This is a genomic window from Curtobacterium sp. UNCCL17, assembly GCF_000686685.1.
Lineage (GTDB): Bacteria > Actinomycetota > Actinomycetes > Actinomycetales > Microbacteriaceae > Curtobacterium > Curtobacterium flaccumfaciens.
Genome location: NZ_KK366002.1, coordinates 504,584 through 531,280 on the forward strand (window position 1 = coordinate 504,584; position 26,697 = coordinate 531,280).

The window sequence follows — 26,697 nt, forward strand, 5'->3', positions numbered from 1 at the left end:
GTCCGGCAGCGAACGCACGACACGACCCCTGGAGACGAGCGCGACATGACGATGCCGGCCGACCCCGTCGAGGACCTCTGGTCATCCGTACTCGGACTCCTCGCCGAGGACCCCCGCATCACGCCGCAGCTCCACGGGTTCCTGAACCTCGTCGAGCCGAAGGGCGTGCTCGCCGGCACCCTGTACCTCGAGGTGCCGAACGACCTGACCCGGGGCATGCTCGAACAGCGCATCCGCATCCCGATCACCGAGGCGGTCGCCCGCATCGGTGACGACTCGGTCGCGAACTTCGCGATCACGGTCAACCCCGACATGGCCTCGGAGCCGCGGGTGGACCCGAACGTCCCCGAGTACGCCGAGCCCGTGCAGGAAGCCGTCGAGCAGAGTGCCGCCCCGCGCCAGTACATCGAGGCGCCGTTCGTGCCGAGCCAGATCGACTCTCCCGGCACCAGCGGGCGCCCCGAGTCGCGGCTCAACCCCAAGTACAACTTCGACAACTTCGTCATAGGGTCGTCGAACCGGTTCGCCCACGCCGCAGCGGTCGCAGTCGCCGAGGCACCGGCCAAGGCCTACAACCCGCTCTTCATCTACGGGGACTCCGGGCTGGGCAAGACCCACCTGCTCCACGCCATCGGGCACTACGCCGAGAGCCTCTACCCGGGGATCCGCGTCCGGTACGTGTCGAGCGAGGAGTTCACCAACGACTTCATCAACTCGATCGCGAACAACCGCTCGAACCAGTTCCAGCAGCGGTACCGCGACATCGACATCCTGCTGATCGACGACATCCAGTTCCTGCAGGGGAAGGACTCCACGCAGGAGGCCTTCTTCCACACCTTCAACACGCTGCACGACCACAACAAGCAGGTCGTCATCACGTCCGACGTCGCGCCGAAGCACCTGACCGGGTTCGAGGACCGGATGCGATCGCGCTTCGAGTGGGGCCTGATCACCGACGTGCAGGCACCCGAGCTCGAGACGCGCATCGCGATCCTCCGCAAGAAGGCACAGTCCGACCACCTGCAGGTGCCCGACGACATCCTCGAGTTCATGGCGTCGAAGGTGTCGAGCAACATCCGCGAGCTCGAGGGCACCCTGATCCGGGTCACCGCGTTCGCGAGCCTGAACCGGACGGCCGTGGACATGGCCCTGGTGCAGACGGTCCTCAAGGACCTGATCACCCTCGACGAGGACAACGTCGTCGCGCCGACGGACATCATCAACCACACCGCGGAGTACTTCAAGCTCTCCGTCGACGACCTGTACGGGTCGTCCCGCTCGCAGGCGATCGCCACGGCACGACAGATCGCGATGTACCTGTGCCGCGAGCTGACGAGCCTGTCCCTGCCCAAGATCGGGCAGCTGTTCGGCAACCGCGACCACACCACCGTGATGTACGCGAACAAGAAGATCACCGAGCTGATGAAGGAGCGTCGGTCGATCTACAACCAGGTCACCGAGCTCACCAGCCGCATCAAGCAGGACCGCCGCTACCGCTGAGATCGGCCCGTTCCCGGCCCCATCCACCATCTGAGACGGTTCCATGGGCCGGAGTTCTCACAGTGTGGATAGCCTGTGGATAACTGTGGAGGACACGCCGCCCGGTTGTACACAGGTGGGGGGTCACCTGTGGAGACTGGGGATGGAAGTGGATAGATGAGTTTCATTCATCCCGTTAACGCTCACACGCCGCTCACAAGTGACAAGCGTGTAGTTCCCTACTGCGGAGCGGGATACACAGGGTTATCCACAGTGTGCACAGGCGTTAACACCATTACTCCTGGTTAACGATCAATCTCTGCGGGACAACCTTGTGGACGGCGGGATGACAAGAAATCCGGCCCCCGTCCGCCTGTGCCAGAATGGGGCGGCCGGACAGTCCAAGCCGATCGACAGGGGTTCCAGCTGTGAAGTTCGAGGTCAACCGGGACGTCTTCTCCGAAGCCGTCTCCTTCGCAGTGAAGCTCCTCCCGCAGCGCACGACCCTCCCGATCCTCTCGGGCGTCCTGATCCACGCCGACGGAGATCGTCTGACGCTCTCGTCGTTCGACTACGAGGTGTCGGCGCAGACGTCCATCTCGGCCCAGATCGACGAGCCGGGCACGGTCCTGGTCTCCGGTCGACTGCTGAACGACATCGCGAGCCGACTGCCGAACGCCCCGGTGTCGTTCACCACCGAGGACGCCAAGATCTCCGTCTCCTGCGGTTCGGCGCACTTCACGCTGCTGTCCATGCCGGTCGAGGAGTACCCGACGCTGCCGGAGATCGGGCCGCAGACCGGTGTTATCCCCGGCGACGCGTTCTCCGAAGCGGTGTCCCAGGTCGCCGTCGCCGCCAGCCGCGACGACGTGACCCCCGTCATCACGGGCGTGCAGCTCGAGGTCGGCGACAACGACCTCTCCCTCATCGCCACGGACCGCTACCGCGTCGCCGTCCGCACCATCGCATGGGACTCCGGCCGAGTCGGCTCGGACCCCCTGCACGCACTGGTCCCGGCCCGCACCCTGCAGGAGGTCGGCCGCACGTTCGGTTCGGCGTCCACGGTGTCGGTGTCGATCAGCGGCAACTCCGACCGCGAGCTCATCGCCTTCCACGCCGACGACAAGACCGTGACGTCGTTGCTCATCAAGGGCAACTACCCGCCGGTCCGCCGGCTCTTCCCCGAGACCGTCAACGACCACGCGGTGATCAACACCGCGGAGCTCGTCGAGGCGGTCCGACGGGTCTCCCTCGTCCTGGAGCGCGAAGCGGCGCTCCGGTTCTCCTTCACGGTCGACGGGCTCACGCTCGAGGCGATCGGATCCGAACAAGCGCAGGCGTCAGAGTCGATCAGTGCGTTGTTGACCGGCGAGGAAACGGTGGTCTCGTTGAAGCCCGCCTTCCTCCTGGACGGACTGAACGCGGTGCACTCCGAGTTCGTCCGCATCTCCTTCACCAAGACGGAGAACCCCAACAAGCCGGGCCCGGTGCTGATCACCGGCCAGACTTCGCAAGAGGCCGCAGCGACCGATGGATACCGGTACCTGCTGCAGCCGAACCTGCTGCTGCGATAGGCGCAACAGGCAACCTGCGCTGGCGCACACCACCGGCAGCATCAGCGCGACGACGAACAGAAGAGGAAATCATGCACATCGGTCTTGTCGGCCTTGGTCGCATGGGCAACAACATGCGTGCCCGTCTCCGCAACGCAGGTATCGAGGTCACCGGGTACGACGCCAACCCCGCCGTCTCGGACGTCGCCGACCTCGGCGCCCTCGCCGCTGCCCTCCCGGAGGGCAAGCGTCTCGTGTGGGTCATGGTCCCGCACGGCAAGATCACCGACGACGTGATCACCGACCTGGCCGGCGTCCTCGGCGAGGGCGACCTGGTCATCGACGGTGGCAACTCGAAGTGGCTTGACGACACGACGCACGCCGAGCAGCTCGGTGCGCGCGGCATCCGCTACATGGACGTCGGCGTCTCCGGTGGCGTCTGGGGCAAGGCCAACGGCTACGGCCTCATGGTCGGCGGTGACGCCGCGGACGTCGAGTTCGCGATGCCCGTGTTCGACGCCCTGCGTCCCGAGGGTCCCCGCGAAGAAGGCTTCTCGCACGCCGGCCCGATCGGCGCCGGCCACTACGCGAAGATGGTCCACAACGGCATCGAGTACGCGATCATGCAGGCGTACGGCGAGGGCTACGAGCTCCTCGAGGCCAAGGACCTGATCACCGACGTCCCCGCCGTGTTCGCCGGCTGGCAGCGCGGAACGGTCGTCCGTTCCTGGCTGCTCGACCTGATGGTGCTCGCGCTGAACGAGGACCCGAAGCTCGACGAGCTCGAGGGCTACGTCGAGGACTCGGGCGAGGGCCGCTGGACGCTGGAAGAGGGCATCGAGCTCGCCGTGCCGATGCCGGCGCTCTCGGCGTCGATCTTCGCGCGCTTCGTCTCGCGCCAGGGCAGCGCCTCGCCGACGATGAAGGCCGTCGCGGCGCTCCGCAACCAGTTCGGCGGTCACGCCGTCAAGAAGTCCTAGGACTTCCCGGGGGAACCCGGACTCGGCCCGCGTGCACGTCGACCATCTCCAACTGACCGACTTCCGGAACTACCGGGAGGCGGACGTCGACCTCGCACGCGGGCCGAACCTGTTCGTCGGGCGCAACGGACAGGGAAAGACCAACCTGGTCGAGGCGATCGGGTACCTCTCCACGCTCGGCTCGCACCGCGTCCCCACCGACGCGGCCCTCGTCCGTCAGGGATGCGACGCCGCGATCGTCCGGGCACGGCTCGCCCACGAGGAACGCAGCATCCTCGCCGAGGTGCAGATCAACCGCACCGGCGCGAACCGTGCGCAGGTGAACCGCTCCGCGATCAAACCGCGCGAGCTGCCGCGCTACTGCACGAGCGTGCTCTTCGCGCCGGAGGACCTGGCGCTCGTCCGAGGCGAGCCGGCCGGTCGGCGCCGGATGCTCGACGAGCTGCTCGGCCAGATCGCGCCTCGGATGCAAGGCGTGCTCGCCGACTACGACCGCACGCTCCGCCAGCGGAACACCCTGCTCAAGTCAGCCCGTGCCACCGGCGCGAAGGCGAACGCCCTGTCGACGCTCGACGTCTGGGACGACCGGCTCGTCGGACTCGGCGCCGAGATCGTCGCGGCACGTGACCACCTGACCCGGCGGCTCGCACCCTTCGTGGCCGAGGCCTACGCGACCGTCGCCGGCGAGCACCACGACGCCTCGATCACCGGTGTCCTGTCGATCCGTGGTGGCGACCCCGAGTCGGCGGCGGCCACCGATCCCGTCCTCGGGACCCCCGACGAGCCCGTCACGGTGGCGTCGGCGGCCGAGGCCTTCGCAGCCGCGCTCGAGCGACGTCGCCGGGACGAACTCGATCGCGGGCTCACCCTCGTGGGACCGCACCGGGACGACGTTCTGTTCCAGCTCAACCGGTTACCGGCACGGGGGTACGCCAGTCACGGCGAATCCTGGTCCTTCGCGCTGGCCATCCAGCTCGCGAGCGCCTCGGTCCTGCGTGCGGAGTCGAACCTCGGCGACCCGATCATCATCCTCGACGACGTCTTCGCCGAGCTCGACGAATCGCGTCGGGAGCGACTGGCGAACGCCGTCGCCGACTACGAGCAGGTGCTCATCACGGCCGCGGTGTTCGGCGACGTGCCCCCGAAGCTGGCGGCGCACACCGTGCGGATCGAGGCGGGCACGATCGTGACCGACGAGGCGGACGCGACCCGGGCCTCCAGTCCGGCGACGGACCGGACGGACCCGACGGATGCCGCCGGCGCAACGGCCCCGACCGACCCGGCGGACGCCACCGACCCGGCGGACGCCACCGACCCGGCGGACGCCACCGGCACCCCCGACCCGACCCCCGCCGAAGCCGACGCCTGATGCCGAAGCCCCGCAAGCCCACCGAGCCCTCGCAGGTGTACCGACACCTGCGTGCGGTGTTCGGCGACCCGTCCAAGCGCGGCACCGATGCCCGCCGCCGCCGTGCCCGCGAGTTCGACGCCGACACCGTGCCGTACGGGCGCGGCCGCGAGCCGAAGGGCCTCGCCGACATCGTCGGTTCGCTCGCCCAGGAGCTCGGCTGGACGGAACCCCTCGCCCGTTCCGAGCTCTTCGTGGACTGGCCGAGCGTGGTCGGTGAGGAGCTGGCGAAGCACTCCCGGCCGGTCACCATCGAGGACGGCGCCCTGGTCATCCGGTGCGACTCGACTGCCTGGGCGACCCAGCTCCGACTCATGCGTGCGACGGTCACGACGACCATCGCGGAACGGCACCCCGAAGCCGGGGTCGAGTCGATCAGGGTTTCCGGCCCGGACGCCCCCACGTGGAAACGCGGCCCCAGGACGGTCCAGGGGCGCGGTCCTCGCGACACCTACGGTTGAGGCGACGAAATCATCCTGGAGTGCCAGAAAAGCCCGTCTGAGGGGCAGATGAGCCCTCGAAAGAGGGGGCTCTGCGGTAGACTGGGAGGTGCAGTGCGCGGGCGTTCCGCGCGCAGGCAGGAGCACGCTCGACATGGCAGCAGAATCTGAAGACGACCGGCAGAACCCGCTCGGCGCGGAGACCCCGCAGAGCGAACCGTCCTACGGCGCAGACCAGATTCAGGTGCTCGAAGGGCTCGAGGCCGTCCGCAAGCGCCCCGGTATGTACATCGGTTCGACCGGGCCCCGTGGTCTGCACCACCTGGTCCAGGAGATCGTCGACAACTCCGTCGACGAAGCCCTCGCCGGCTACTGCGACACCATCGACGTGAGCATCCGTGAAGACGGTGGCGTCCGCGTCGTCGACAACGGCCGTGGCATCCCGGTCGACGTCCACGCGGCCGAAGGGGTCTCGACCCTCCAGGTCGTCCTCACCGTCCTGCACGCCGGCGGCAAGTTCGGCGGTGGCGGCTACGCCGTCTCCGGTGGTCTGCACGGCGTCGGTTCGTCCGTCGTGAACGCGCTGAGCTCCGAGCTCGACGTCGAGGTCCGTCGGCAGGGCCACGTCTGGCGCCAGAGCTACACCGACGGTGTCCCCGTCGCGCCCGTCTCCAAGGACGAAGCGACGGACGAGACCGGCACGACGATCACGTTCTGGCCGAACGCCGAGATCTTCGAGTCCGTCGTCTTCGACTACGAGACCCTGCGCACCCGGTTCCAGCAGATGGCCTTCCTCAACAAGGGCCTGCGGATCAACCTGCGCGACGAGCGCACCCCGGAAGAAGGGGAAGAGGCGCGCAACGACACGTTCATGTACGAGCGCGGTCTCGCCGACTACGTCGAGTACATCAACGCGCAGAAGAAGGCCGACCTCGTTCACCCGGACGTCATCGGCTTCGAGTCCGAGGACCCGGAGCGCAAGATCGCGCTCGAGGTCGCGATGCAGTGGAACACCTCCTACCAGGAGAGCGTCCACACCTTCGCGAACACGATCAACACGCACGAGGGCGGCACCCACGAAGAGGGCTTCCGCGCCGCGCTCACGACCCTCGTCAACCGCTACGCGCGCGAGACGAAGATCATCAAGGAGAAGGACGACAACCTCACGGGTGACGACATCCGCGAGGGGCTGACGGCCGTCATCTCCGTGAAGCTCGGCGAGCCGCAGTTCGAGGGCCAGACGAAGACCAAGCTCGGCAACACCGAGGCGAAGTCGTTCGTGCAGCGCGTCGTCGGCACCGAGCTGACCCACTGGTTCGAGAGCAACCCGACGCAGGCCCGCGACGTCGTCCGCAAGGCGATCCAGGCGTCGCAGGCACGTCTGGCCGCCCGCAAGGCGCGCGAGACCACCCGCCGCAAGGGGCTGCTCGAGTCGGGCGGCATGCCCGGCAAGCTCAAGGACTGCCAGTCGAAGGACCCGACGGTGTCGGAGATCTTCATGGTCGAGGGTGACTCCGCCGGTGGTTCCGCCGTGCAGGGCCGCAACCCGATGACCCAGGCGATCCTGCCCCTGCGCGGCAAGATCCTGAACGTCGAGAAGGCCCGGCTCGACCGCGCCCTCGCCAACCAGGAGATCCAGTCGATGATCACGGCGTTCGGTGCCGGCATCGGTGAGGACTTCGACCCGGACAAGGCCCGGTACCACAAGATCGTGCTGATGGCCGATGCCGACGTCGACGGCCAGCACATCACCACGCTGCTGCTCACGCTGCTGTTCCGCTACATGCGTCCGCTCATCGAGCACGGCTACGTGTACCTCGCGCAGCCGCCGCTGTACCGCCTGAAGTGGTCGAACTCGGCGCACGAGTACGTCTTCAGCGACCGGGAGCGCGACGCCCTGATGCAGGCGGGCCTCGCAGCCGGCAAGCGCATCCCGAAGGACAACGGGATCCAGCGCTACAAGGGCCTGGGCGAGATGGACTACAAGGAGCTCTGGGACACCACGATGAACCCGGACACCCGCACGCTCCTGCAGGTCACGCTGGAGGACGCGGCAGCTGTGGACAGCGTCTTCTCGACGCTGATGGGTGAAGACGTCGACGCACGTCGCCAGTTCATCCAGCAGAACGCCAAGGACGTCCGCTTCCTCGACATCTAACGGCCAGGAGGCGCGGCGTGAGCCGCGTCGACCAGTCCTGACCACCTGTGGTCGCGCCCGGCGCGACCAACGGAACCACAGCCTCCAGGCTGTCCAGAAAGGGAACGAAGCCACATGGCTGACGACAACGAGAACGGCGCCGACGAGCTGCCCGAGATCGTCCACGGCGACAGCGGGGACATCGTCGTCTCCGGTGACCGCATCTCGCAGGTCGACCTGCAGCTCGAGATGCAGCGCTCGTACCTCGACTACGCGATGTCGGTCATCGTCGGTCGTGCCCTGCCGGAGGTCCGCGACGGCCTCAAGCCGGTGCACCGCCGTGTGATCTACGCGATGTTCGACGGCGGCTACCGCCCGGACCGTGCGTTCTCGAAGTGCTCCCGCGTCGTCGGTGACGTCATGGGCCAGTTCCACCCGCACGGTGACTCGGCGATCTACGACGCCCTCGTCCGCCTGGTGCAGCCGTGGTCGCTCCGGTACCCGCTCGCGCTCGGCCAGGGCAACTTCGGTTCGCCGGGCAACGACGGCGCCGCTGCCCCGCGGTACACCGAGACGAAGATGGCACCGCTCGCGCTCGAGATGGTCCGCGACATCGACGAGGACACCGTCGACTTCCAGGACAACTACGACGGCCGCACCCAGGAGCCGGCGATCCTGCCGGCCCGGTTCCCGAACCTGCTCGTCAACGGCTCGGTCGGCATCGCGGTCGGCATGGCCACGAACATCCCGCCGCACAACCTGCGCGAGGTCGCCGAGGGTGCCAAGTGGGCGCTCGACAACCCCGATGCCACCCGCGAAGAGCTGCTCGCCGCGCTCATGCAGCGCATCAAGGGCCCGGACTTCCCGACCGGTGCGCAGGTGCTCGGCACCAAGGGCATCCAGGACGCCTACCGCACCGGCCGTGGCTCGATCACGATGCGGGCCGTCGTCTCGGTGGAGGAGATCCAGGGTCGCACCTGCCTCGTCGTCACCGAGCTGCCGTACCAGGTCAACCCGGACAACCTGGCGATCAAGATCGCCGAGCTCGTCAAGGACGGCAAGCTCGCCGGTGTCGCCGACATCCGTGACGAGACCTCCGGTCGCACCGGGCAGCGCCTGGTGATCGTGCTGAAGCGCGACGCCGTCGCCAAGGTCGTGCTGAACAACCTGTACAAGCACACCCAGCTGCAGGAGAACTTCGGCGCGAACATGCTCGCGATCGTCGACGGGGTGCCCCGCACCCTGCCGCTCGACGGCTTCATCTCGGCGTGGGTCGCGCACCAGGTCGACGTCATCGTCCGCCGCACGCAGTTCCGTCTGCGCGAGGCCGAGAAGCGCGCCCACATCCTGCGCGGCTACCTGGCCGCGCTCGACGCCCTCGACGAGGTCATCGCGCTCATCCGTCGCTCGCCCGACGTCGAAGAGGCCCGCACCGGCCTGATGGACCTGCTGTCCGTCGACGAGATCCAGGCGCGCGCGATCCTCGAGCTGCAGCTCCGTCGTCTCGCCGCCCTCGAGCGTCAGAAGATCCACGACGAGGCCGAAGAGCTCGAGCGCAAGATCGCCGACTTCCAGGACATCCTCGGGTCGGAGAGCCGTCAGCGCTCGATCATCCGCGACGAGCTGAGCGAGATCGTCGACCGCTTCGGCGACGACCGCCGTACCGAGATCATGTTCGGCTACGACGGCGACATGTCGATGGAAGACCTGATCCCCGAAGAGGAGATGGTCGTCACCATCACCCGCGGTGGCTACGTCAAGCGCACGCGCAGCGACCAGTACCGCTCGCAGCACCGCGGTGGCCGAGGTGTCCGTGGCGCCCAGCTCCGCGCCGACGACATCGTCGAGCACTTCTTCGTCACGACGACGCACCACTGGCTCCTGTTCCTCACCGACCAGGGCCGGGTCTACCGCGCGAAGGCGTACGAGCTGCAGGAAGCCGGCCGCGACGCGAAGGGCCAGCACGTCGCGAACCTCCTCGCGATGCAGCCCGACGAGCAGATCCAGCAGGTGCTCGACATCCGCGACTACGAGGTCGCGCAGTACCTGGTCCTCGCGACCGAGCACGGCCTGGTGAAGAAGACCGCGCTCACCGAGTACGACACGAACCGCACCGGCGGCATCATCGCCATCAACCTGCGCGACGGCGACAAGCTCCGCCAGGCGCTGCTCGTCGACGAGCACGACGACCTGCTCCTGGTGTCCCGCCAGGGCATGTCGCTCCGGTTCACGGCGACGAACGACACCCTGCGTCCGATGGGTCGCTCGACCTCGGGCGTGAAGGGCATGTCCTTCCGCGACGGCGACTCGCTGCTCGCCGCCCGGGTCGTGTCCGACGACGGCTACGTCTGGGTGATGACCGAGGGCGGCTACGCCAAGCGCACCGCGGTCGACCAGTACCGCGTGCAGGGCCGTGGTGGTCTGGGCATCAAGGTGGCCAAGTTGGCGGTCGACCGAGGCGATCTTGTGGGCGCTCTCATCGTCGGCGAGGACGACGAGGTGCTCGTCGTGCTGCAATCGGGCAAGGTGGTAAGGTCTGCCGTGGCCGAGGTCCCTGCCAAGGGCCGTGACACGATGGGCGTCGTCTTCGCGAGGTTTGCGGAGAACGACCGGATCATCGCGGTGGCCCGGAACACCGAGCGGAACCTGGACGACCAGGACGACGCCGAGATCGAGCCCGCGGGCCCGGTGGAGACGGTCAGCCCTGCCGAAGCGGCCCCGGATTCCACTGATCCCATCGACACCGAGCCCGTCGCAGACGAGGCCGGAGAGGACCAGTCAAGCAATGAGTAGTGTCGCCGAGAAGCTCCAGAAGAAGGCGAAGCGACCCGTCGGCACCCGCCAGGTGCGGTTGCGGCTGGTCTACGTCGACTTCTGGTCGATGGTGAAGCTCAGCTTCCTCATCGCCCTGGCCGGCAGCATCGTGATCGTGGTCGCCACGGCACTGGTGTGGGTCATCCTGAACCAGACGGGTGTGTTCACCCAGGTCGACGCCCTGTTGAAGGACGTCACCGGGCAGAACAGTTACTCGATCATGGACCAGTTCTCGCTGGGCCAGGTCCTCGGGTTCTCCATCGTCGTGGGCATCCTCAACGTGGTCGTCGGCACCGTGCTCGGCGCCATCGTGAGCGTGCTCTACAACCTCAGTGTGCGGATCACGGGCGGTCTGCTCGTGGGCTTCACGAACAACTGACACACCCGGGCCGGATGGGCCCACTGCTCGATTTCGTTCCGGCGGGATCGTACGGTAGGCTTTCATCCGGTCTGAGGGGCTATAGCTCAGGCGGTTAGAGCGCTTCGCTGATAACGAAGAGGTCCAAGGTTCAAGTCCTTGTAGCCCCACCAGTTCTCCGGAACAGCACGACAATTCCATCCCGTCGCCGAGCACCTCGGTGGCACTCGGGGCCTTAGCTCAGTTGGTAGAGCGCCTGCTTTGCAAGCAGGATGTCGGGAGTTCGATTCTCCCAGGCTCCACTCGCATCAGCCCCTGGTTGCCGACTTCGTCGTCTGCCCAGGGGCTTCGTTCTGTGCCCGTGCGCGCCGCCGCCCCTGCGGCGCGATCGTCGCGGGCAGCCCGGTCGTCGTGCTTGTCTGCGTGCCTTCGGCGCCGCTCCGCGATGGCTGGGTCCGCCATGCGACGGCCGGGCTCGCCATGCGCTGCCGTCTTCGTTGAGTGGTCACGACTTGCCGCGTGCGTGGTGGCGTGGTGGCACGAACGGTCGTCTGCGGGCCGTCTGGACGACAGGTTGCGACCTCTCGGCGGCGTTCCCGGGGCGCGTGGCGTGACTGCGCGGCGGACGGGAGGCGCGGGGCCAGGCCGGCGCGGGCCTCCAGGCCGGTGGTTGGGCGCGCTCAGGGCGCGTGGCGCGTGGGGGACGGATGCCAAGCCCGAGAACGACGAAGGGCCCCGGCAACAGCCGGGGCCCTTCGTACGAACCGGGAGGTCAGGCGGCGGGCTTCTCCGCCGTGTCGGCGTCGTCGGCGACCCACAGGTCGTCGTCGGCGCGGAGCGTCTGGTACGCGGCGTACGCAGCACCGGCGACGGCGACGACGCCGACGATGATGAGTGCGACTCCGCCGAAGCCGAGACCCTTCTTCTGCTGCGACGGGACGTACTTCGCCGCGGCCTTCTTCGCGCTCTTGCTCTTCTTCTGCGCGTTCTTCACGATCTTCTTGACCCGGGGGTCCTTCGCGAGATCGGTCACGCTGAGCACCGAACCAGCGGTCGAGACGAGTCCGGGGACCACCTCAGACTGGAACTTGTGCGAAGCGCTCTGCGCTGCCGAGGTGGCAGCGTGCACGCCGGTTGCGAACGCGGGACGGATCCCGTTGTCGATCGCGTTCTGCACGCGGGGTGCGATGTCCTTGCGAGCTGCGTCCGCGGCGTTCGACCGGGCCTCAGCCAGGATCGCGTTCGCGTGCTCGAGGACCTTGCGCTGCTCGCCGAGGAGCGAGGCGGTCTGGCCCTTGAGCTTCTTGATCTGCTTCCGACGCTTTCGCGGGATCTCGATCGTCGTCATCTGGTACCTCCATCGGATCGGCGTGCCCCCATCCTGCCACCACACTGCCTGACAGGTCACGGAACCGCAGCTGTGCAATCCGTCCGCGGTCAGGAGTACATGCGAGAATCGGAACATGTCTCTGCACACCGCTGTCGCAACGATCCACACCAACAAGGGCGACATCCGCGTCAACCTGTTCGGCAACCACGCACCGAAGACCGTCAAGAACTTCGTCGACCTCGCCACGGGCCAGCAGGAGTGGACCCACCCCGGCACGGGCAAGGTCTCGACCGACAAGCTCTACGACGGCGTGATCTTCCACCGCATCATCAAGGACTTCATGATCCAGGGCGGCGACCCGCTCGGCCAGGGCATCGGTGGCCCGGGTTACCGCTTCGACGACGAGATCTCCCCGGAGCTCACGTTCCAGAACCCCTACATCTTCGCCATGGCGAACGCCGGCATCCAGGGCGGCCGCGGCACCAACGGCTCGCAGTTCTTCATCACCACGGTGGCGACGCCGTGGCTGCAGGGCAAGCACACCATCTTCGGTGAGGTCGCCGACGACGAGTCCCGCGCGGTCGTCGACGCGATCGAGGGTGTTCCGACCGACGGTCGCGACAAGCCCGTCGAGGACGTCGTCATCCAGAGCATCGACGTCGAAGGCGTCTGACCCTCACGTGACCGACCAGGCGTACAACCCGAACAACACCTGCTACCGGCATCCGGACCGGCAGAGCTTCGTCCTCTGCCAGCGCTGTGGGCGGACGATCTGCCCGGAGTGCCAGACGCCGGCGGCGGTCGGGGTGCACTGCCCGGAGTGCGTGCGTGAGCAGCGCGCACAGTTCGCAGCGAACCGCCGAGCGTCCGGAGCCCCGAGTGGGTTCACGGTCGCTCGGCGGCGCTTCGCCATGCTCGACCAGAAGGCCACGGTCGTCATCGTGGCCGTCACGGTCGCCATCTGGCTGCTCGATCAGGTGAGCGGTGGGTTCTTCTCGAACCTGTTCGCCTACAACTCGCTGTTGTTCCCGACCCAGCCCTGGCGCGTGGTGACGGTCCTGTTCGTGCACTCGGGCATCTTCCACATCCTGTTCAACATGTGGGCGCTGTGGATTTTCGGTCGGATGCTCGAGAACATGCTCGGTGCCTGGCGGTTCCTGGCGCTGTACTTCATCACCGGGATCTTCGGGTCGATGCTCGTGACGTTCCTCGCTCCGGGCACCTGGGTCGTCGGAGCGTCCGGCGCCATCTTCGGTCTCTTCGCCGCGTTCTTCGTGCTGCAGCGCAGCCTGGGGAACAACGCCGTGCAACTCCTCGTGATCATCGGGCTGAACCTGGTGATCGGGTTCCTGCCCGGGACCAACATCTCGTGGCAGGCGCACGTCGGCGGGATCATCGGGGGCTTCGTGATGGGCTTCGTCTTCGCGCAGACGCGGAACATCCGGAAGCGTCCGTTGCAGATCGCGTTGATCGTCGCTGCGGCGGTGCTCGGCCTCGCCCTCACTGCAGTCGGGTACGCCGTCACGGTCGGCTGACACGTCGGCAGCACCACCCTCGAACGCCCCGTCGCACTGCGGCGGGGCGTTCGTCGTTCCCAGGGCACCCGCTCCTGCTCCTCCACAGCTCTCCACAGCGTCGCCGGAAGTTATCCACAGGTGTGGAGAAGTCGGTGAGTTACACCAGTGTGATTATCCCCACTGTGGACTCAGCTGTGGATAACTCCGGGGTGCGGGTGTGGATGACCGTGTGGAGAGTGGGGAAATGTGTGGAGAACGGCCGGATCATCGAGGATCTGCGTTCCTCTGGTGCCCGACCTTGTGGAGAACGACGACGCCCGCCGCACCTTGCGGTGCGACGGGCGTCGAGAGAACAGCGGGCCGGGGGTCAGCGCCACCGGGTGGTCATGAGGAAGCCGACGAACATGATGCCGAAGCCGATCACGATGTTCCACGAGCCGAGGCTCGGAACCGGCAGCGTGGCGTTCGAGATGTAGAAGACGATCACCCACACCAGACCGATGAGCATGAAGCCGAACATGACCGGCTTGAACCACACCGGGTTCGGGGCGTCCCCCGCGGTGTCGACCGAGTCAGCTCGGGTCGTCCGGGCGGGCTTGGTGCGGTCCTTGTCCTTGGCCATGGCCGGTATCCTACCGTGACCACGTGTGTGGATCGGCCCGCGGACCGCCGCACACATCCCCCACGAGTACGGTGAACCGCCATGACCAGGATCCTCGTCGTCGACAACTACGACAGCTTCGTCTACACGCTCAACGGGTACGTGCAGCAACTCGGCGCCGAGACCGACGTCGTGCGCAACGATGCCTTCCCCGAGTCCGAGATCGCCGACCGGATCGCCGAGTACGACGGCGTGCTCCTGTCCCCGGGTCCGGGAACGCCAGCGGCTGCGGGCGTCTCGATCCCCACGGTGCACGCGGCCATCGCTGCCGAGACCCCCCTGCTGGGTGTCTGCCTGGGGCACCAGGCCATCGCTGAGGCCCTCGGCGCCACGGTGACGCACGCCGAGGAGCTCATGCACGGCAAGACCTCCGAGGTCGACCACGACGACAGCGCGCTCTTCGCCGGTGTCCCGCACCCCTTCACGGCCACGCGGTACCACTCGCTCGCCATCGTCGACGGCACCGTCCCCGACGAGCTCACCGTCACCGCGCGCACCGAGGGCGGGGTCATCATGGGCGTCCAGCACCGTGCGCACCCCGTGTTCGGCGTGCAGTTCCACCCGGAGTCGGTCCTGACCCAGGGCGGCTACCGCATGGTCGGCAACTGGCTCGAGACCACCGGCCTGACCGGAGCCGCTGCGCGCGCCGCTGACCTCGGGCCACTCATCGCCACGCACCGCGCCTGACGCACCTGTCCGCCGTACGCGGACCTGGCGATCACGCTCGGGGCGCTGCCGTCTGACCGGTCGCGGGCGCGGCGGACGGATCAGCGTCCGTCGTCACCGTCACCGTCACCGCCGCGGTCGCCCTTGTCGCCGCTCGGGGTCGGGTTCTTCGCCGGCTCGTTCGGTGCCGCGCAGTAGGCCAAGGTGACGGTGCTGCCCTGGGCGATGTCGCCCTGCGGGGTGCTCTGCTGGGTGACCAGGCCGCCCGTGCACGAGTTCGACGGCGCCGGAGCGACCGTCAATCCGAGTTGCTCGAGGGACGCCTTGGCTTCGGTGTACGGCTGGTTCGTCACGTTCGGCAGCTGCACCTTGCCGTTGGAGACCGTGAGGTTCACCGCGGAGCCCTTGGTCTGGATCGAGCCTGACGCCGGGTCGGAGCTCATCACGGTGCCGGAGGGGACATCGGGCGAGTACCCGGACGTGATGGCGCCGAGCGTGAAGCCCGCACTGTCCAACGCCTGCTGTGCTGCTGCCTGTGACTGGCCGCTCAGCTCGGGGATGGCAACGGGTTCCGGACCCGAGGACACGATGACGTTCACGCTCTGGCTGCGTCCGACGTTGATCCCTGAGCCGGGGTCGGTGCGGATGACCGTCCCCTTGTCGACGTCGTCGGAGTTCTCCTCGACCTGGACCGCCTTCAGGTCGCGCCTCTCCAACGCGGCGGCGGCGGCGTCGTAGGACAACCCGGCGACGTTCGGCACCGAGACCGAGGACGACACCGGCGGCTTGCCGGGCTGCAGGTTCGCCACGAAGAAGACGACCCCGACGACGACGGCGACCGTCAGCAGGACACCGACCCAGATCCACGCGACGGGCGGGCGGTTCTGCGTGCGCTGCGGACGGTGTTCGGCGGTGTCGTCGTCGAGCTCGCGGAAGGCCGACGCGGCGTTCGAGGTCATGCGCGGATCGACCCCGAACAACACCGTCGAGGCGTCGTTCGCGGCGTTCTGCTGCAGCTTCTTCGTCGATGCCGGGACGTGCCCGGCTGCGGCCTGCTGCAGATCCGAGCGGAACTCGGCGGCGTTCTGGAACCGGCGGGTGCGGTCCTTGACGAGGGCGTGGAGTGTGACCGCGTCGAGCGCCGGGGAGACCGCGGGGGTGATGGTGGACGGCGCAACGGGCTGCTCGCTGACGTGCTGGTACGCGACCGCGACCGGGGTGTCACCGAGGAACGGCGCGCGACCGGTGAGGAGCTCGAAGAGCACGACGCCGGTCGAGTACAGGTCGGTCCGGGCGTCCACGGTCTCGCCGCGGGCCTGCTCCGGGGAGAAGTACGACGCGGTACCGAGGATCGACGTGGTCTGCGCGACCGTGGCCGAGGTGTCGGTGATGGCTCGCGCGATGCCGAAGTCCATGACCTTGACCTGGCCGCTGTGCGTGACCATCACGTTGGCCGGCTTGATGTCGCGGTGCACGACGCCCGCCCGGTGCGAGTACTCGAGCGCCGTGAGGATGCCCTCGGTGATGCGAACGGCCTCGTCCGGGGCGACGGCACCCTCGGCGATGATGTCGGAGAGCGGCCGCCCCTCGACGTACTCCATCACGATGAAGGGGACCTGCACCTCGGCACCTGACGGCTCGGACACCGTCTCTTCGCCGGCGTCGTAGACGCGGACGACGGTCGGGTGTGCCATGCGCGCAGCGGCCTGGGCTTCCTGGCGGAACCGCGTGCGGAAGACCGGGTCGTTCGCGAGGCTCGGCTTGAGGAGCTTCACCGCGACCTTCCGGCCGAGGCGGGTGTCGTTGCCGAGGTGCACGGTCGCCATGCCGCCTCGACCGATGACGTCACCGATCTCGTAGCGATTCGCGAGGAGCGTGATCCCCGCGGTCACACCTTCTGGCACGTACTCCTCCGTCTGTCGGTCCGGGCTAGTGTACGGCAGCCCCACCTGGTGGGAGGCTGGTCACCGCGCGCTCGACCGAACCGTTACCGAACGGTGTCGACAGTCCCCGTCCGGGGGGCGTTCAGTTCGGGTCCTGCGGACCCTGGCTGGGGTTGTTGCCCTCGGTCGGGTCGGTGGTCGGCTCGTCGGTGGCCTCCCACGTGGCGCTCGTGGTGGACGAGCTCGGCGAGGTCAGGTCGCCGCACTTCGCCGTGTACGAGAGCGAGATCGTGCCCGGTTCGGCGCCGGTGACCTCGATCGAGGTCGTGGTCACGGTGCCGGTGGACTGGTTCTTCCCGTCGGTGCCGTTGTTGATCGTGTAGTTGTACCCGCTCAAGGAGTGGCCGGCCGGGCACGCCGTGAAGGCGTTCCACGAGAACGTCACCTTGCCGTCCGACGAGACCGTCCCGGCGGTCGGGGCATCGGGTGCGGTCGTGACGGTCGGCACCGCGGTGTACGCCTTGATGGTCACGAGCGTGCCGGGTTCGAGGTTGCCGGTGGGGTCGAGTGACTGCACCGTGCCGACCTGACCGGCGTTGGCAGCCGGGTCGCCGTCGACGATCGTCGCCTCGAGCCCGAGCTGCTGCAGGCGCGCCTGGGCCTCCGTCGCCTGCACGCCGGTGTAGTCCGCCAGGGACACCGTCACCCTGCTCGGTGAGGGCGTGGGGGTCGGCGTCGGCGTCGGGGTCCGGCTCGGTTTCGGAGAACTCGAGCTCTTCGTCGGAGCGGGCTCCGGGTCGCCTGCACCGTTCAGGGCGAAGGCTCCGATGACGGCTGCGATGGCGAGCACGACGACGACACCGACGACCCACCAGATCCAGGCGCGCTTCTTCTTCGGCTCGTCGGAATCGTCGGAGACGGGCGAACCGGGGGTGCCCGGGCCGCCGGCCACCGCGCCGGCCTGGGTGCCGATGAGTGCGGTCGCGGCGTCGTTCCCCTGGCCCTGCGGCGGGTTGAACGCGACGGTGCCGTTCTGCGCGATCGCGGGGACGGCCACGGTGGCTGCGGCCACGTCACCACGACGGAGCGCCTGTGCGGCACGGGCGAGGTTGGCGGCCGTCGCGGGACGGTCGGCGGGCTTCTTCGCGATGCACGAGATGACCAGGGCCGAGACGGGCTCCGGGATGTCCCCGGGCAGCGGCGGCGGCTGCTCGTTGATGTGTGCCATCGCGATCGCGACCTGCGACTCACCGGTGAACGGACGACGACCCGCCAGGGCCTCGTACGCGACGATGCCGAGCGAGTAGATGTCGGTCGACGGTGAGGCGGGGTGGCCGCTCGCCTGCTCGGGCGACAGGTACTGCACCGTGCCCATCACCTGACCGGTCGCGGTGAGCGGGACCTGGTCGGCGATGCGGGCGATGCCGAAGTCGGTGATCTTGACGCGCCCGTCGGGCGTGATGAGCAGGTTGCCGGGCTTGATGTCGCGGTGCACCAGGCCGACCGCGTGCGCGGCCTGCAGGGCGTTCGCGGTCTGCGCGACGATGTCGAGCACCTTGTCGACCGGGAGCGTGTGCTCGCGCTCGATCATGGTCGACAGGGCCTCGCCGGGGACGAGCTCCATCACGAGGTAGGCGCTGCCGTCCTCCTCGCCGTAGTCGAAGACGTTGGCGATGCCCTCGTGGTTGACGAGGGCAGCGTGCCGGGCCTCGGCGCGGAAGCGCTCGAGGAAGCCGGGGTCACCGAGGTACTCGTCCTTGAGGATCTTGAGTGCGACGGTTCGGCCGATGACGAGGTCGGTCGCCTGCCACACCTCGCCCATGCCGCCGATGGCGACCCGGGAGGAGAGCTGGTACCGCCCACCGAAGGTGAGTCCGCTGGTGGGTCTCATTTGTTCAGCACCGCCTCCATGACTTTCTTCGCGACCGGGGCCGCGACCGTGTTGCCGACTCCGGACTGCCCGAGCCCGCCGCCGTTGCCGACGACGACCGCCACGGCGACCTCCGGGTCCTTCGCGGGGGCGAACCCCGTGAACCAGAGCGTGTAGGGATCGCCGGTGCCACCTTCGGCCGTGCCGGTCTTGCCGGCGACGTCGACACCGTCGATCTTGGCATTGGTACCGGTCCCCGCGTTCACGACGCTCTGCATGGCCTCGGTGAGGTCAGCGGACTCGGAGGGTGACAGCGGATCACTGTACTGCTTCGGGGAGAAGGACTCGACCGTCTTCAGGTCGCTCGTGGTGATCGAGTCGATGAGCGACGGCTGCATGACCTTGCCGCCGTTCGCGATGCCGGCCGACACCATCGCCATCTGCAGCGGGGAGACCCGGACGCTGGCCTGGCCGAAGGCGCTCAGCATGAGCTGGGCCGTCGAGTCGACGTCGGGGTACTGGCTCGCGGTGGCAGCCATCGGGACCTCGATCGCGTCGCCGAAGCCGTACTTGTCGGCCATGCTCTTGATCGCGTCGTACCCGAGCTTCTGGCCGAGTTCGGCGAAGGGGATGTTGCACGAGTACTGGATGGCCGTGCGGAGTTTGACCTTGTCGCCACCGCCGCAGGTGCCACCCTCGGCGTTGTTGATGTACGAGCTCGTCCCGGGCAGCTGCAGTCGCGACGGGTTCGGGAACGTGGAGTCGAGGTTGTACTTGCCGCCCTCGAGTGCCGCGGAGGCCACCACGAGCTTGAACACCGACCCGGGTGTGTACAGGTCACCGCCGATGGCGCGGTTCTGCAACGGGGCGGTGTCGGCGCCGAGCAGGGCGTCGTACTGCCGCTTGACCTCGGCCGTGTCGTGCGAGGTGAGCGAGTTCGGGTCGTAGCTCGGCTTCGAGACCATCGCGAGGATCTTGCCGGTCTTCGGCTGGATCGCGACGACGGCACCGCTGTTGGTGCCGAGTGCGTCGTACGCGGCCTGTTGCACGTCGGGGTCGATGGTCAGGTTGACGTTGTCGCCCTGGACGTCCTGGCCGGTGAGGATCGAGTTGAGGTTCTGGAAGAACGAGGCGTCGGAGTTGCCCGACAGCACGGTGTTCTCCGCGCTCTCGATGCCGGTGTTGCCCTGCCCGATCGTGAAGTACCCGGTCACCGCCGAGTACAGGTCGCCGTTGGTGTACTTCCGCTGGTACTGGTACTGGTCGTCCACCGGGGTCGACTCGGCGATCGGGCTGCCGTCGACGAGGATCGCGCCCCGCTTCGTCGAGTAACTGTCCAAGATGGTTCGGGAGTTCCGGGAGTCGGCGCGCAACGAGTCGGCTGCGAAGAACTGGATCGACGTCGTCGACACGAAGAGTGCGACGAACATGAGCACGATGACGGTCGAGACACCGCGGAGCTGTCGGTTCATCGACGACGCTCCTTCCTGGTCCGCCCGCTCGCGGCGGGCAGCGCGCCCTGCTGGACACGCTGTTCGGCGGGGATCGAGTCGGTCAGGCGCAGCAGCATCGCGGCGATGATCCAGTTGGCGATGAGGGACGAACCACCGGCGGCCATGAAGGGCGTCGTCAGGCCCGTCACCGGGATGATCCGGGTGATGCCGCCGACGACCACGAACACCTGCAGGGCGATGATGAAGCCGAAGCCGACACCGAGCAGCTTGCCGAAGTCGTCCTGCGCCATGAACCCGACGCGGATGCCGCGCGATGCGAACACGATGAAGAGGGCGAGGATCGCGAAGACGCCGATCAGGCCGAGCTCCTCACCGAGCGACGCGACGATGTAGTCGGCGTTGGCGACCGGCGTGATGTACGGCCTGCCCTGCCCGAGCCCGGTTCCGGTGATCCCGCCGTTCGCGAACCCGAACAGGCCCTGCACGAGCTGGTAGCTCGCCTGGGTGTCGCGGCTGAAGACCTCTTGGTTGAACGGGTCGAGCCACTGTTCGAAGCGGCCGCGCACGTACTCCAGGACGCTCTGCGCGACGAGGGCACCACCGATGAACAGCGTGAGACCGATCGCGACCCAGCTGATGCGTGCCGTGGCGACGTAGATCATCACGAGGAACAGGCCGAAGTACAGCAGGGCGGTGCCGAGGTCGCGCTGGAACACGAGGACGGCCATCGCGGCGCCCCACATCACCAGGATCGGACCGAGGTCACGGGCACGCGGGAACGTCATGCCGAGGAACTTCTTGCCGACGATCGACAGCGAGTCGCGGGCGGTGACGAGGTACCCGGCGAAGAACAGCGCCATGGTGATCTTCGCGAGTTCACCGGGCTGGAACGAGAACGGGCCGATCTTGATCCAGACCCGCGCGCCACCGATGTTCGTGCCGATGCCCGGCAGCATCGGCAGGAGCAGCAGGACGATCGTCAGCGCCATGAAGATGTAGCGGTACCGCTGCAGGAATCGGTGGTTCCGGACGGCGACCAGCGTGATGATCGCCAGGACCATCGCGAGCATCGTCCAGACGATCTGCTTCACGCCGATGGCGTCCCAGCCGGACAGGCCGTTGTGGACGTCGATGCGGTAGATCTCGGCGATGCCGATGCCGTTCAGGACGAGCGCGATCGGCAGGATGAACGGGTCGGCGTTCTTGGCGACGACCCGCAGCACCACGTGCATGACCAGCGCGAGGCCGAGGATGCCGCCGCCGACCCAGAGCACCGACTGGTCGAACAGCCGGCCCTTGGTGCCGAGCTGCACGAGCACCATCGCACCCGCGCAGATGCCGCACGCGATGACGAGCAGGAAGAGCTCGAGGTTCCGCGCGCGTGCGGGCTCCCGGAGCTTGATCGTGATCGCCTGGGTGAAGGACTGGGCGGCCGTGGCGTTGCTCATCGCGGGCTCCGCGTGGGGCTCGGCGACGGCGAGCGGGTCGGCGAGGGCGACGGGGACGAGCTGGCGTCGCCGTCCCCACCGGTGCCGGCCTGGTCCTCACCGGTCGCGGCGGCCTTGCGCAGGCGCTCGACGATGTCACGGGCGTCGGAGAGTGACTGCGCGTTGATCGTCGAGCGGACGTTCTCGCGGGTGTAGTCCGGCAGCGACGAGACCGTGATGTCGCTGTCCTCGTACACGTCGGACAAGGCCAACGGCCCGATCGACTGCTGCACGCCCTTGTAGATCGCGACGGTGCCGCGGTCGGTGCCGACGTAGTAGTGGTCCTGCGTGATCCGCCAGCCGATGAACACCGCGCCGACGAGCACGGCGACCGCGACCACGAGCGCGACGGTCCAGGAAACCCGACGGCGGATGCGGCGTCGGCGGTCCTCGGCGATGAGCTCGGCGAAGAACTGGTCGGACTCGGGCTCGAAGTGCGAGTCCTCGGGCGCGGTGGTGACCTTGAGCGGGTGCAGCAGGATCGTGGGGAGGCGGATCGGCTTGCGGCCGGTCGACGCCTCGAAGGTGAGCGGTGCCGCAGCGGAGCCGACCGTGGTGGCCGCGTCGTCGTCGTCCTCGGGTTCGGTGTCCGTGACGTCCATCACCACGACGGTGACGTTGTCGGGGGCGCCGTGGTCGAGCGTCTCCTTCACCAGGCGCTGCGTGACCTGGTTGGCGTCCATGTTCGAGGCCAGGGCGTGACGGATGCGCTCTTCGGCCAGGTACGAGGACAGGCCGTCGGAGCAGAGCAGCCAGCGGTCGCCCGGCTGGATGTCCATGATCGCCGTGTCGACCTCGGGTGCGGCGTCGACGTCACCGAGCACGCGCATCAGCACGGAGCGACGCGGGTGGACCGCGGCTTCCTCCGGCGTGATCCGGCCGCTGTCGACGAGCCGCTGGACGAAGGTGTGGTCGGACGTGATCTGCTGCAGCTCGCCGTCGCGGTGACGGTAGATGCGGGAGTCACCGATGTGCGCGATCGCGATCTGTTCGCCGACGCGGATCATCGCGGACACCGTGGTGCCCATGCCGGTGAGCTCCTGGTGCTCGAACACTGTCTCGGTGATCAGCTGGTTCGCCGCGATGAGTGCCGACTGCAGCGCGAACTCGGCGTCGTGCGCCGACGGGAACTCGCGGTCGACCTCGCGGATGCGCCGGATCGCGATCGCCGAGGCGACGTCACCGCCGGCGTGGCCGCCCATGCCGTCCGCCACCGCGAACAGGTGCGCCCCGGCGTAGCCGGAGTCCTGGTTGTTCGCGCGGATGCGCCCCACGTGGGACACAGCGGCGCTCAGCGTGCGAGCGGTCATGCCGGGTTACCGCCGCAGCTCGAACGTCGTCGTCCCGATCGTGATGGGCGTGCCCTCTGCCACGAGGACGGGAGTGCTCACCTTCTGACCGTTGACGAAGGTGCCGTTCGTGGACTCGAGGTCGGTGAGGAGCCAGCCGTCGGCGCGGAGGTCGAGGCGGGCGTGGTTGGTCGAGGTGTAGTCGTCACGGATCACGACGTTCGACTCGCTCGAACGTCCGATCGTGATGGGGCCGCCACCCAGGGGCATCTCCATGCCCTCGCGTGCACCCTCGGTGATGACCAGGCGGGACGCGGCCGGCGAGGCGGGCCGTTGCGCACCGCCGGGTTGCCCGATCACGTCGGTGAACGCACCGCTCGAGGCGGGGCCGGGGGCCGCCGCAGCCGGGACGGTGGGGGTGCTCGGTCCGGACGGCGCCGACTTGGGATCGGTCGGGATCGTGCGGACGCGCTGGCCGAAGAGATCGCTGCGCAGGGCGAACACGATCACGAACACGAACAGCCAGAGCACCGCGAGGAACGCGAAGCGCAGGACGAGCAGGGTCAGGCCTGTGGTCATCGAGCACCTCCGTCGTTCTCCGGGATCACCCGGAACACCATACGGGTACGACCGATCTCGATGGTGGAGTCCGGCTCGACGATCGCCTGCTGGAAGTGCTGACCGTTCAGCTTCGAGCCGTTCGTGGAGCCGAGATCGGTGGCCTGGGCGTGCTTGCCGTCCCACAGCACCTCGACGTGCTTCCGGCTCGTCCCGGTGTCCGCGATGGTGATGTCGGCGTCGCTGCCGCGCCCGATCACCGTGCGCCCGCGGTGCAGTCGGTGTCGCTGCGAGCCGATGTCGAGCACCGGGATCCAGGCCACGTCGCGCTGCACGGTGGTGGAGTCGACCTGCAGGATGCCCGTCGAGAGCGTGCCGTCCTGCTGGACCCGGATGGTGACCGGGCCGGAGAACGAGTAGTTCTGCGCGACGGCGTGTTGGTGCACCATCTGGGTCAGTTCGTCGATGAGCGGGCGACCGACGTCGTTCATGCGCGTGAAGTCCGGCGGTGCCAGACGCACGGTGAACTCGTTCGGCACGAGGATGCGCTCGCGGGAGACCACTGCAGCCTTCGTGTCGAGCTCGCGCCGCAGGGCGCTCGAGATCTCGACGGGCTGCACCCCGGAGCGGAAGGTCTTCGCGAACGCGCCGTTGACGGCGCGTTCCAACCCTCGCTCGAAGTTGTCCAGCAGGCCCATGCGTCTCCCGTGTCGTCGGTCGTCAACCACTGCATGGTAGTGGTTGGCGTTGACACCCGTCTGTGCGTGGTAGTGTTTCGGGGCTGGCGCGAGTGGCGGAATTGGTAGACGCGCACGGTTCAGGTCCGTGTGCTGGAAACGGCGTGGGGGTTCAAGTCCCCCCTCGCGCACCAGGCGAAAACAGGAAAGGCCCCGGAGGAATCCGGGGCCTTTCCTGTTTCCTCGGAGTCGTCCGCGGTTCGCGGCTGTCAGGCCCGGTCGGCGTCCGTCGTGTGGTCGGCATCCGGCCTGGAGGCACGGCTCGGCCCCGACACGCCGGTCCCATCGAACCCGTGGTCGGCTCTCCGTCCTTGCCGCGAGGCGAAGAACGGGCGCGCGCTGGGCAGGAAGAGCAGGATCGCGGCGACGACCGACAGCGCGATCGTCAGGACCGCGAGTTCGCCGCCGGTCAGGCTCAGGACCGCGCGGAAGGCCGCGACGACGACGAGCACGATGCGCGCGACGCGGGAGCCTCCGGCCATCCGGAACACCGCCCACGTCACCAGGGCCCAGAGCGCCAGGGCGACGATCCCGGCGAGGACCGGTGCCTGGCCGACCGCGGCGTCCGTCGCGAAGAACTGGAGCACGGTGGCGACGACGCAGGCTGCCACCCACACCAGCCACAGCACGAAGGACACGGTGACCACCTGCGGTCGGTCCGGTCGTCGGAGGATGAACGTCCTGGTCATGCTGCACCGCCCTCTGCCGCTCCCTGGTGCGGCACGTCGAGCGTACCGAGCGGACGGAGTCCTGCCGAGGTGCCCCGCTACGGTGACCGGGTGACCGACGAACGCACGACCGCTCCCCGTCCCGGTGTCGACGTCCCCGACGACCGCGGTCGCATCGGACTCGACGCCGTGGGCCGTGCCCTCGACCGCAACCCCGACGTCGTCGTGCGGGACGTCGAGGTGGTGTCGAACGGCTGGCACGTGCTCCGCCGCACGACCCTCGACGTCCGGCGCCGTGACGGTCGGTGGGACCGGCAGCAGCGCGAGACCTACGACCGCGGCAACGGTGCGACGGTCCTGCCGTACGACGCCGAGCGCGGCACCGTCCTGCTCACGCGGCAGTTCCGGTGGCCGGCGTACGTGAACGGACACCCGGACGGCATGTTGATCGAGGCCGCGGCGGGACTGCTCGACGAGGACGACCCCGAGACCGCGGTGCGGCGTGAAGCGGTCGAGGAGCTCGGCATCCGGCTCGGTGCGCTCGAGCACCTGGGCGACGTGTTCATGAGCCCCGGTTCGGTCACCGAACGGGTCCACTTCTACCTCGGCGCGTACACCCCGGCCGACCGGGTCGAGGCCGGTGGCGGCGTGGAGGACGAGGGCGAGGACATCGAGGTGCTCGAGGTGCAGCTCGACGAGGCGCTCGCGATGGTGGCGGACGGTCGGATCGCCGACGGCAAGACGATCATGCTGCTGCAGTGGGTGGCGCTGCGGCGGGTGTCACCCCGACAGGGCTGACCCGTCCAGGCCCACCGCTCGCGCGATCGTCGTGCGGACCAGGCCCTCGCGGGTCGGCCGGTCGAGGTAGTCGACCAGGGCGTACCCGTTGGTGGCGTCGACGAGCGCGAAGAGCAGGCGTCCGACGCCGTCCGGGTCGTCGATGTGCAGTACGCCCGCGCGCACCCCGTCGCCGACGACCGTGGTCGCGAGGAGCTGCCAGTCGTCCATGACGTCCCGTGCCGCAGTCGCCAGTGCCGCGTTCGTGCGGCCGATGCTCCACGCGTCGGCCCACAGGGTGGCGACGTCGTCGCGGGCGGGATCGGCGATGCAGTCGAGCAGGGTGCGGAGGCCGGAGACGGGGTCGGGCGCAGCGGCGACGATCGCGCGGACCTCGGCGACCTCGGCCACCGCGACGGTGCGGAACGTCTCGCCGACCAGGTCCTCCATGCTCGGGCGGTAGTGGGCGACGAGCGAGGGCGCGACCCCGATCACGGCGGCGACCCCGCGGAGCGTCACCGCCGCGAGGCCCTCGGCACGCGCCAGGTCGACGGCGGCCGCCGTGATCTGGGCTCCGCGTTCGGCCGGGCTCAGGCGCCGGCGGGCCGGTGTCGACGGCATCGTCCCACCG

General features: G+C 68.4%; 23 protein-coding genes and 3 tRNA genes. 15 read left to right on the forward strand and 11 right to left on the reverse strand.

Annotated elements, in window-relative coordinates:
- Positions 1–45 precede the first annotated feature (45 nt).
- The 10 genes from dnaA to BR70_RS0116330 all read left to right on the forward strand — a co-directional run bounded on the left by dnaA (position 46) and on the right by BR70_RS0116330 (position 11,471).
- Positions 46–1,500, forward strand: a complete 1,455-nt coding sequence (dnaA, locus tag BR70_RS0116285) for a chromosomal replication initiator protein DnaA (RefSeq protein ID WP_027466915.1) — start codon at positions 46–48, stop codon at positions 1,498–1,500.
- A gap of 407 nt (positions 1,501–1,907) precedes the next feature.
- Positions 1,908–3,053, forward strand: coding sequence for a DNA polymerase III subunit beta (gene dnaN, locus BR70_RS0116290; protein ID WP_027466916.1), 1,146 nt, complete (start codon positions 1,908–1,910; stop codon positions 3,051–3,053).
- Between the two features lie 71 nt (positions 3,054–3,124).
- A complete protein-coding gene (gene gnd / locus BR70_RS0116295) occupies positions 3,125–4,012 on the forward strand; it encodes a phosphogluconate dehydrogenase (NAD(+)-dependent, decarboxylating) (RefSeq protein WP_027466917.1) in 888 nt (295 codons plus the stop codon).
- A gap of 31 nt (positions 4,013–4,043) precedes the next feature.
- On the forward strand, positions 4,044–5,381 hold the full coding sequence (recF, locus tag BR70_RS0116300) for a DNA replication/repair protein RecF (RefSeq protein WP_027466918.1): 1,338 nt from the start codon (positions 4,044–4,046) through the stop codon (positions 5,379–5,381).
- On the forward strand, positions 5,381–5,881 hold the full coding sequence (locus BR70_RS0116305) for a DciA family protein (protein WP_027466919.1): 501 nt from the start codon (positions 5,381–5,383) through the stop codon (positions 5,879–5,881). Before recF ends, BR70_RS0116305 begins: the two co-directional genes overlap by 1 nt.
- 133 nt (positions 5,882–6,014) lie before the next feature.
- Positions 6,015–8,018 (forward strand): DNA topoisomerase (ATP-hydrolyzing) subunit B, encoded by a 2,004-nt coding sequence (gene gyrB / locus BR70_RS0116310; RefSeq protein ID WP_027466920.1) that lies wholly within the window; start codon positions 6,015–6,017, stop codon positions 8,016–8,018.
- Between the two features lie 114 nt (positions 8,019–8,132).
- Positions 8,133–10,790 (forward strand): DNA gyrase subunit A, encoded by a 2,658-nt coding sequence (gyrA, locus tag BR70_RS0116315; protein ID WP_027466921.1) that lies wholly within the window; start codon positions 8,133–8,135, stop codon positions 10,788–10,790.
- On the forward strand, positions 10,783–11,190 hold the full coding sequence (locus tag BR70_RS0116320; protein ID WP_027466922.1) for a DUF3566 domain-containing protein: 408 nt from the start codon (positions 10,783–10,785) through the stop codon (positions 11,188–11,190). Before gyrA ends, BR70_RS0116320 begins: the two co-directional genes overlap by 8 nt.
- Before the next feature lie 75 nt (positions 11,191–11,265).
- Positions 11,266–11,342 (forward strand) — tRNA-Ile (locus tag BR70_RS0116325).
- 56 nt (positions 11,343–11,398) lie between these two features.
- A tRNA-Ala gene (locus BR70_RS0116330) sits at positions 11,399–11,471 on the forward strand.
- Positions 11,472–11,941: 470 nt separating this feature from the next.
- On the opposite strand, the gene BR70_RS0116335 is transcribed toward BR70_RS0116330, so the two are convergent.
- The gene (locus tag BR70_RS0116335) at positions 11,942–12,517 is read right to left on the reverse strand and encodes a hypothetical protein (protein WP_051597033.1); all 576 of its coding nucleotides are present in this window, start codon (positions 12,515–12,517) and stop codon (positions 11,942–11,944) included.
- Between the two features lie 115 nt (positions 12,518–12,632).
- Between BR70_RS0116335 and BR70_RS0116340 the strand changes: the two genes are divergently transcribed.
- Entirely contained in the window at positions 12,633–13,172 is a 540-nt protein-coding gene (locus BR70_RS0116340) for a peptidylprolyl isomerase (RefSeq protein WP_027466924.1), read from the forward strand.
- A 7-nt stretch (positions 13,173–13,179) separates the two neighbouring features.
- Entirely contained in the window at positions 13,180–14,034 is an 855-nt protein-coding gene (locus BR70_RS0116345; protein ID WP_027466925.1) for a rhomboid family intramembrane serine protease, read from the forward strand.
- 349 nt (positions 14,035–14,383) lie between these two features.
- Here BR70_RS0116345 and BR70_RS0116350 read toward each other — a convergent pair whose 3' ends face one another.
- Positions 14,384–14,638: a cell division protein CrgA gene (locus BR70_RS0116350; RefSeq protein ID WP_027466926.1), complete on the reverse strand. Its 255-nt coding sequence runs from the start codon at positions 14,636–14,638 to the stop codon at positions 14,384–14,386.
- Positions 14,639–14,719: 81 nt separating this feature from the next.
- Here BR70_RS0116350 and BR70_RS0116355 point away from each other — a divergent pair, with 81 nt between their 5' ends.
- Positions 14,720–15,364, forward strand: coding sequence for an anthranilate synthase component II (locus tag BR70_RS0116355; RefSeq protein ID WP_027466927.1), 645 nt, complete (start codon positions 14,720–14,722; stop codon positions 15,362–15,364).
- An 80-nt stretch (positions 15,365–15,444) separates the two neighbouring features.
- Here BR70_RS0116355 and pknB read toward each other — a convergent pair whose 3' ends face one another.
- The 7 genes from pknB to BR70_RS0116390 all read right to left on the reverse strand — a co-directional run bounded on the left by pknB (position 15,445) and on the right by BR70_RS0116390 (position 24,582).
- A complete protein-coding gene (gene pknB, locus BR70_RS0116360; RefSeq protein WP_027466928.1) occupies positions 15,445–17,247 on the reverse strand; it encodes a Stk1 family PASTA domain-containing Ser/Thr kinase in 1,803 nt (600 codons plus the stop codon).
- Between the two features lie 121 nt (positions 17,248–17,368).
- The gene (locus BR70_RS0116365; protein ID WP_027466929.1) at positions 17,369–19,117 is read right to left on the reverse strand and encodes a serine/threonine-protein kinase; all 1,749 of its coding nucleotides are present in this window, start codon (positions 19,115–19,117) and stop codon (positions 17,369–17,371) included.
- Complete coding sequence (locus BR70_RS0116370) at positions 19,114–20,568, reverse strand: peptidoglycan D,D-transpeptidase FtsI family protein (protein ID WP_027466930.1); 1,455 nt, start codon at positions 20,566–20,568, stop codon at positions 19,114–19,116. The genes BR70_RS0116365 and BR70_RS0116370 overlap by 4 nt, the downstream gene beginning before the upstream one ends.
- Positions 20,565–21,998 (reverse strand): FtsW/RodA/SpoVE family cell cycle protein, encoded by a 1,434-nt coding sequence (locus tag BR70_RS0116375; RefSeq protein ID WP_027466931.1) that lies wholly within the window; start codon positions 21,996–21,998, stop codon positions 20,565–20,567. The genes BR70_RS0116370 and BR70_RS0116375 overlap by 4 nt, the downstream gene beginning before the upstream one ends.
- Positions 21,995–23,347 carry a Stp1/IreP family PP2C-type Ser/Thr phosphatase gene (locus BR70_RS0116380; RefSeq protein WP_027466932.1) on the reverse strand — a complete coding sequence of 451 codons (1,353 nt, stop codon included), beginning with the start codon at positions 23,345–23,347 and terminating at the stop codon, positions 21,995–21,997. The genes BR70_RS0116375 and BR70_RS0116380 overlap by 4 nt, the downstream gene beginning before the upstream one ends.
- A gap of 6 nt (positions 23,348–23,353) precedes the next feature.
- Positions 23,354–23,905 (reverse strand): FHA domain-containing protein FhaB/FipA, encoded by a 552-nt coding sequence (locus tag BR70_RS0116385; RefSeq protein WP_027466933.1) that lies wholly within the window; start codon positions 23,903–23,905, stop codon positions 23,354–23,356.
- Positions 23,902–24,582, reverse strand: coding sequence for an FhaA domain-containing protein (locus BR70_RS0116390; RefSeq protein WP_027466934.1), 681 nt, complete (start codon positions 24,580–24,582; stop codon positions 23,902–23,904). Before BR70_RS0116390 ends, BR70_RS0116385 begins: the two co-directional genes overlap by 4 nt.
- An 86-nt stretch (positions 24,583–24,668) precedes the next feature.
- Here BR70_RS0116390 and BR70_RS0116395 point away from each other — a divergent pair.
- Positions 24,669–24,755, forward strand: a tRNA-Leu gene (locus BR70_RS0116395).
- Positions 24,756–24,830: 75 nt separating this feature from the next.
- Here the strand turns inward: BR70_RS0116395 and BR70_RS0116400 are convergent.
- The gene (locus BR70_RS0116400; RefSeq protein WP_027466935.1) at positions 24,831–25,310 is read right to left on the reverse strand and encodes a hypothetical protein; all 480 of its coding nucleotides are present in this window, start codon (positions 25,308–25,310) and stop codon (positions 24,831–24,833) included.
- 90 nt (positions 25,311–25,400) lie between these two features.
- Between BR70_RS0116400 and BR70_RS0116405 the strand changes: the two genes are divergently transcribed.
- A complete protein-coding gene (locus BR70_RS0116405; protein ID WP_027466936.1) occupies positions 25,401–26,087 on the forward strand; it encodes an NUDIX domain-containing protein in 687 nt (228 codons plus the stop codon).
- Here BR70_RS0116405 and BR70_RS0116410 read toward each other — a convergent pair.
- Positions 26,070–26,687 (reverse strand): TetR/AcrR family transcriptional regulator, encoded by a 618-nt coding sequence (locus BR70_RS0116410; protein ID WP_027466937.1) that lies wholly within the window; start codon positions 26,685–26,687, stop codon positions 26,070–26,072. The two genes, BR70_RS0116405 and BR70_RS0116410, sit on opposite strands and share 18 nt — an antisense overlap.
- Positions 26,688–26,697 lie beyond the last annotated feature (10 nt).

What these genes read in the sequence shown, in the direction of transcription:
- dnaA (WP_027466915.1), top strand. Translation starts at nt 46, where the DNA reads ATGACGATGCCGGCCGACCCCGTCGAGGACCTCTGGTCATCCGTACTC.
- gnd (WP_027466917.1), top strand. Translation starts at nt 3,125, where the DNA reads ATGCACATCGGTCTTGTCGGCCTTGGTCGCATGGGCAACAACATGCGT.
- BR70_RS0116305 (WP_027466919.1), top strand. Translation starts at nt 5,381, where the DNA reads ATGCCGAAGCCCCGCAAGCCCACCGAGCCCTCGCAGGTGTACCGACAC.
- gyrB (WP_027466920.1), top strand. Translation starts at nt 6,015, where the DNA reads ATGGCAGCAGAATCTGAAGACGACCGGCAGAACCCGCTCGGCGCGGAG.
- gyrA (WP_027466921.1), top strand. Translation starts at nt 8,133, where the DNA reads ATGGCTGACGACAACGAGAACGGCGCCGACGAGCTGCCCGAGATCGTC.
- BR70_RS0116320 (WP_027466922.1), top strand. Translation starts at nt 10,783, where the DNA reads ATGAGTAGTGTCGCCGAGAAGCTCCAGAAGAAGGCGAAGCGACCCGTC.
- BR70_RS0116335 (WP_051597033.1), bottom strand. Translation starts at nt 12,517, where the DNA reads ATGACGACGATCGAGATCCCGCGAAAGCGTCGGAAGCAGATCAAGAAG.
- BR70_RS0116340 (WP_027466924.1), top strand. Translation starts at nt 12,633, where the DNA reads ATGTCTCTGCACACCGCTGTCGCAACGATCCACACCAACAAGGGCGAC.
- BR70_RS0116350 (WP_027466926.1), bottom strand. Translation starts at nt 14,638, where the DNA reads ATGGCCAAGGACAAGGACCGCACCAAGCCCGCCCGGACGACCCGAGCT.
- BR70_RS0116355 (WP_027466927.1), top strand. Translation starts at nt 14,720, where the DNA reads ATGACCAGGATCCTCGTCGTCGACAACTACGACAGCTTCGTCTACACG.
- BR70_RS0116365 (WP_027466929.1), bottom strand. Translation starts at nt 19,117, where the DNA reads ATGAGACCCACCAGCGGACTCACCTTCGGTGGGCGGTACCAGCTCTCC.
- BR70_RS0116370 (WP_027466930.1), bottom strand. Translation starts at nt 20,568, where the DNA reads ATGAACCGACAGCTCCGCGGTGTCTCGACCGTCATCGTGCTCATGTTC.
- BR70_RS0116375 (WP_027466931.1), bottom strand. Translation starts at nt 21,998, where the DNA reads ATGAGCAACGCCACGGCCGCCCAGTCCTTCACCCAGGCGATCACGATC.
- BR70_RS0116380 (WP_027466932.1), bottom strand. Translation starts at nt 23,347, where the DNA reads ATGACCGCTCGCACGCTGAGCGCCGCTGTGTCCCACGTGGGGCGCATC.
- BR70_RS0116385 (WP_027466933.1), bottom strand. Translation starts at nt 23,905, where the DNA reads ATGACCACAGGCCTGACCCTGCTCGTCCTGCGCTTCGCGTTCCTCGCG.
- BR70_RS0116390 (WP_027466934.1), bottom strand. Translation starts at nt 24,582, where the DNA reads ATGGGCCTGCTGGACAACTTCGAGCGAGGGTTGGAACGCGCCGTCAAC.
- BR70_RS0116400 (WP_027466935.1), bottom strand. Translation starts at nt 25,310, where the DNA reads ATGACCAGGACGTTCATCCTCCGACGACCGGACCGACCGCAGGTGGTC.
- BR70_RS0116410 (WP_027466937.1), bottom strand. Translation starts at nt 26,687, where the DNA reads ATGCCGTCGACACCGGCCCGCCGGCGCCTGAGCCCGGCCGAACGCGGA.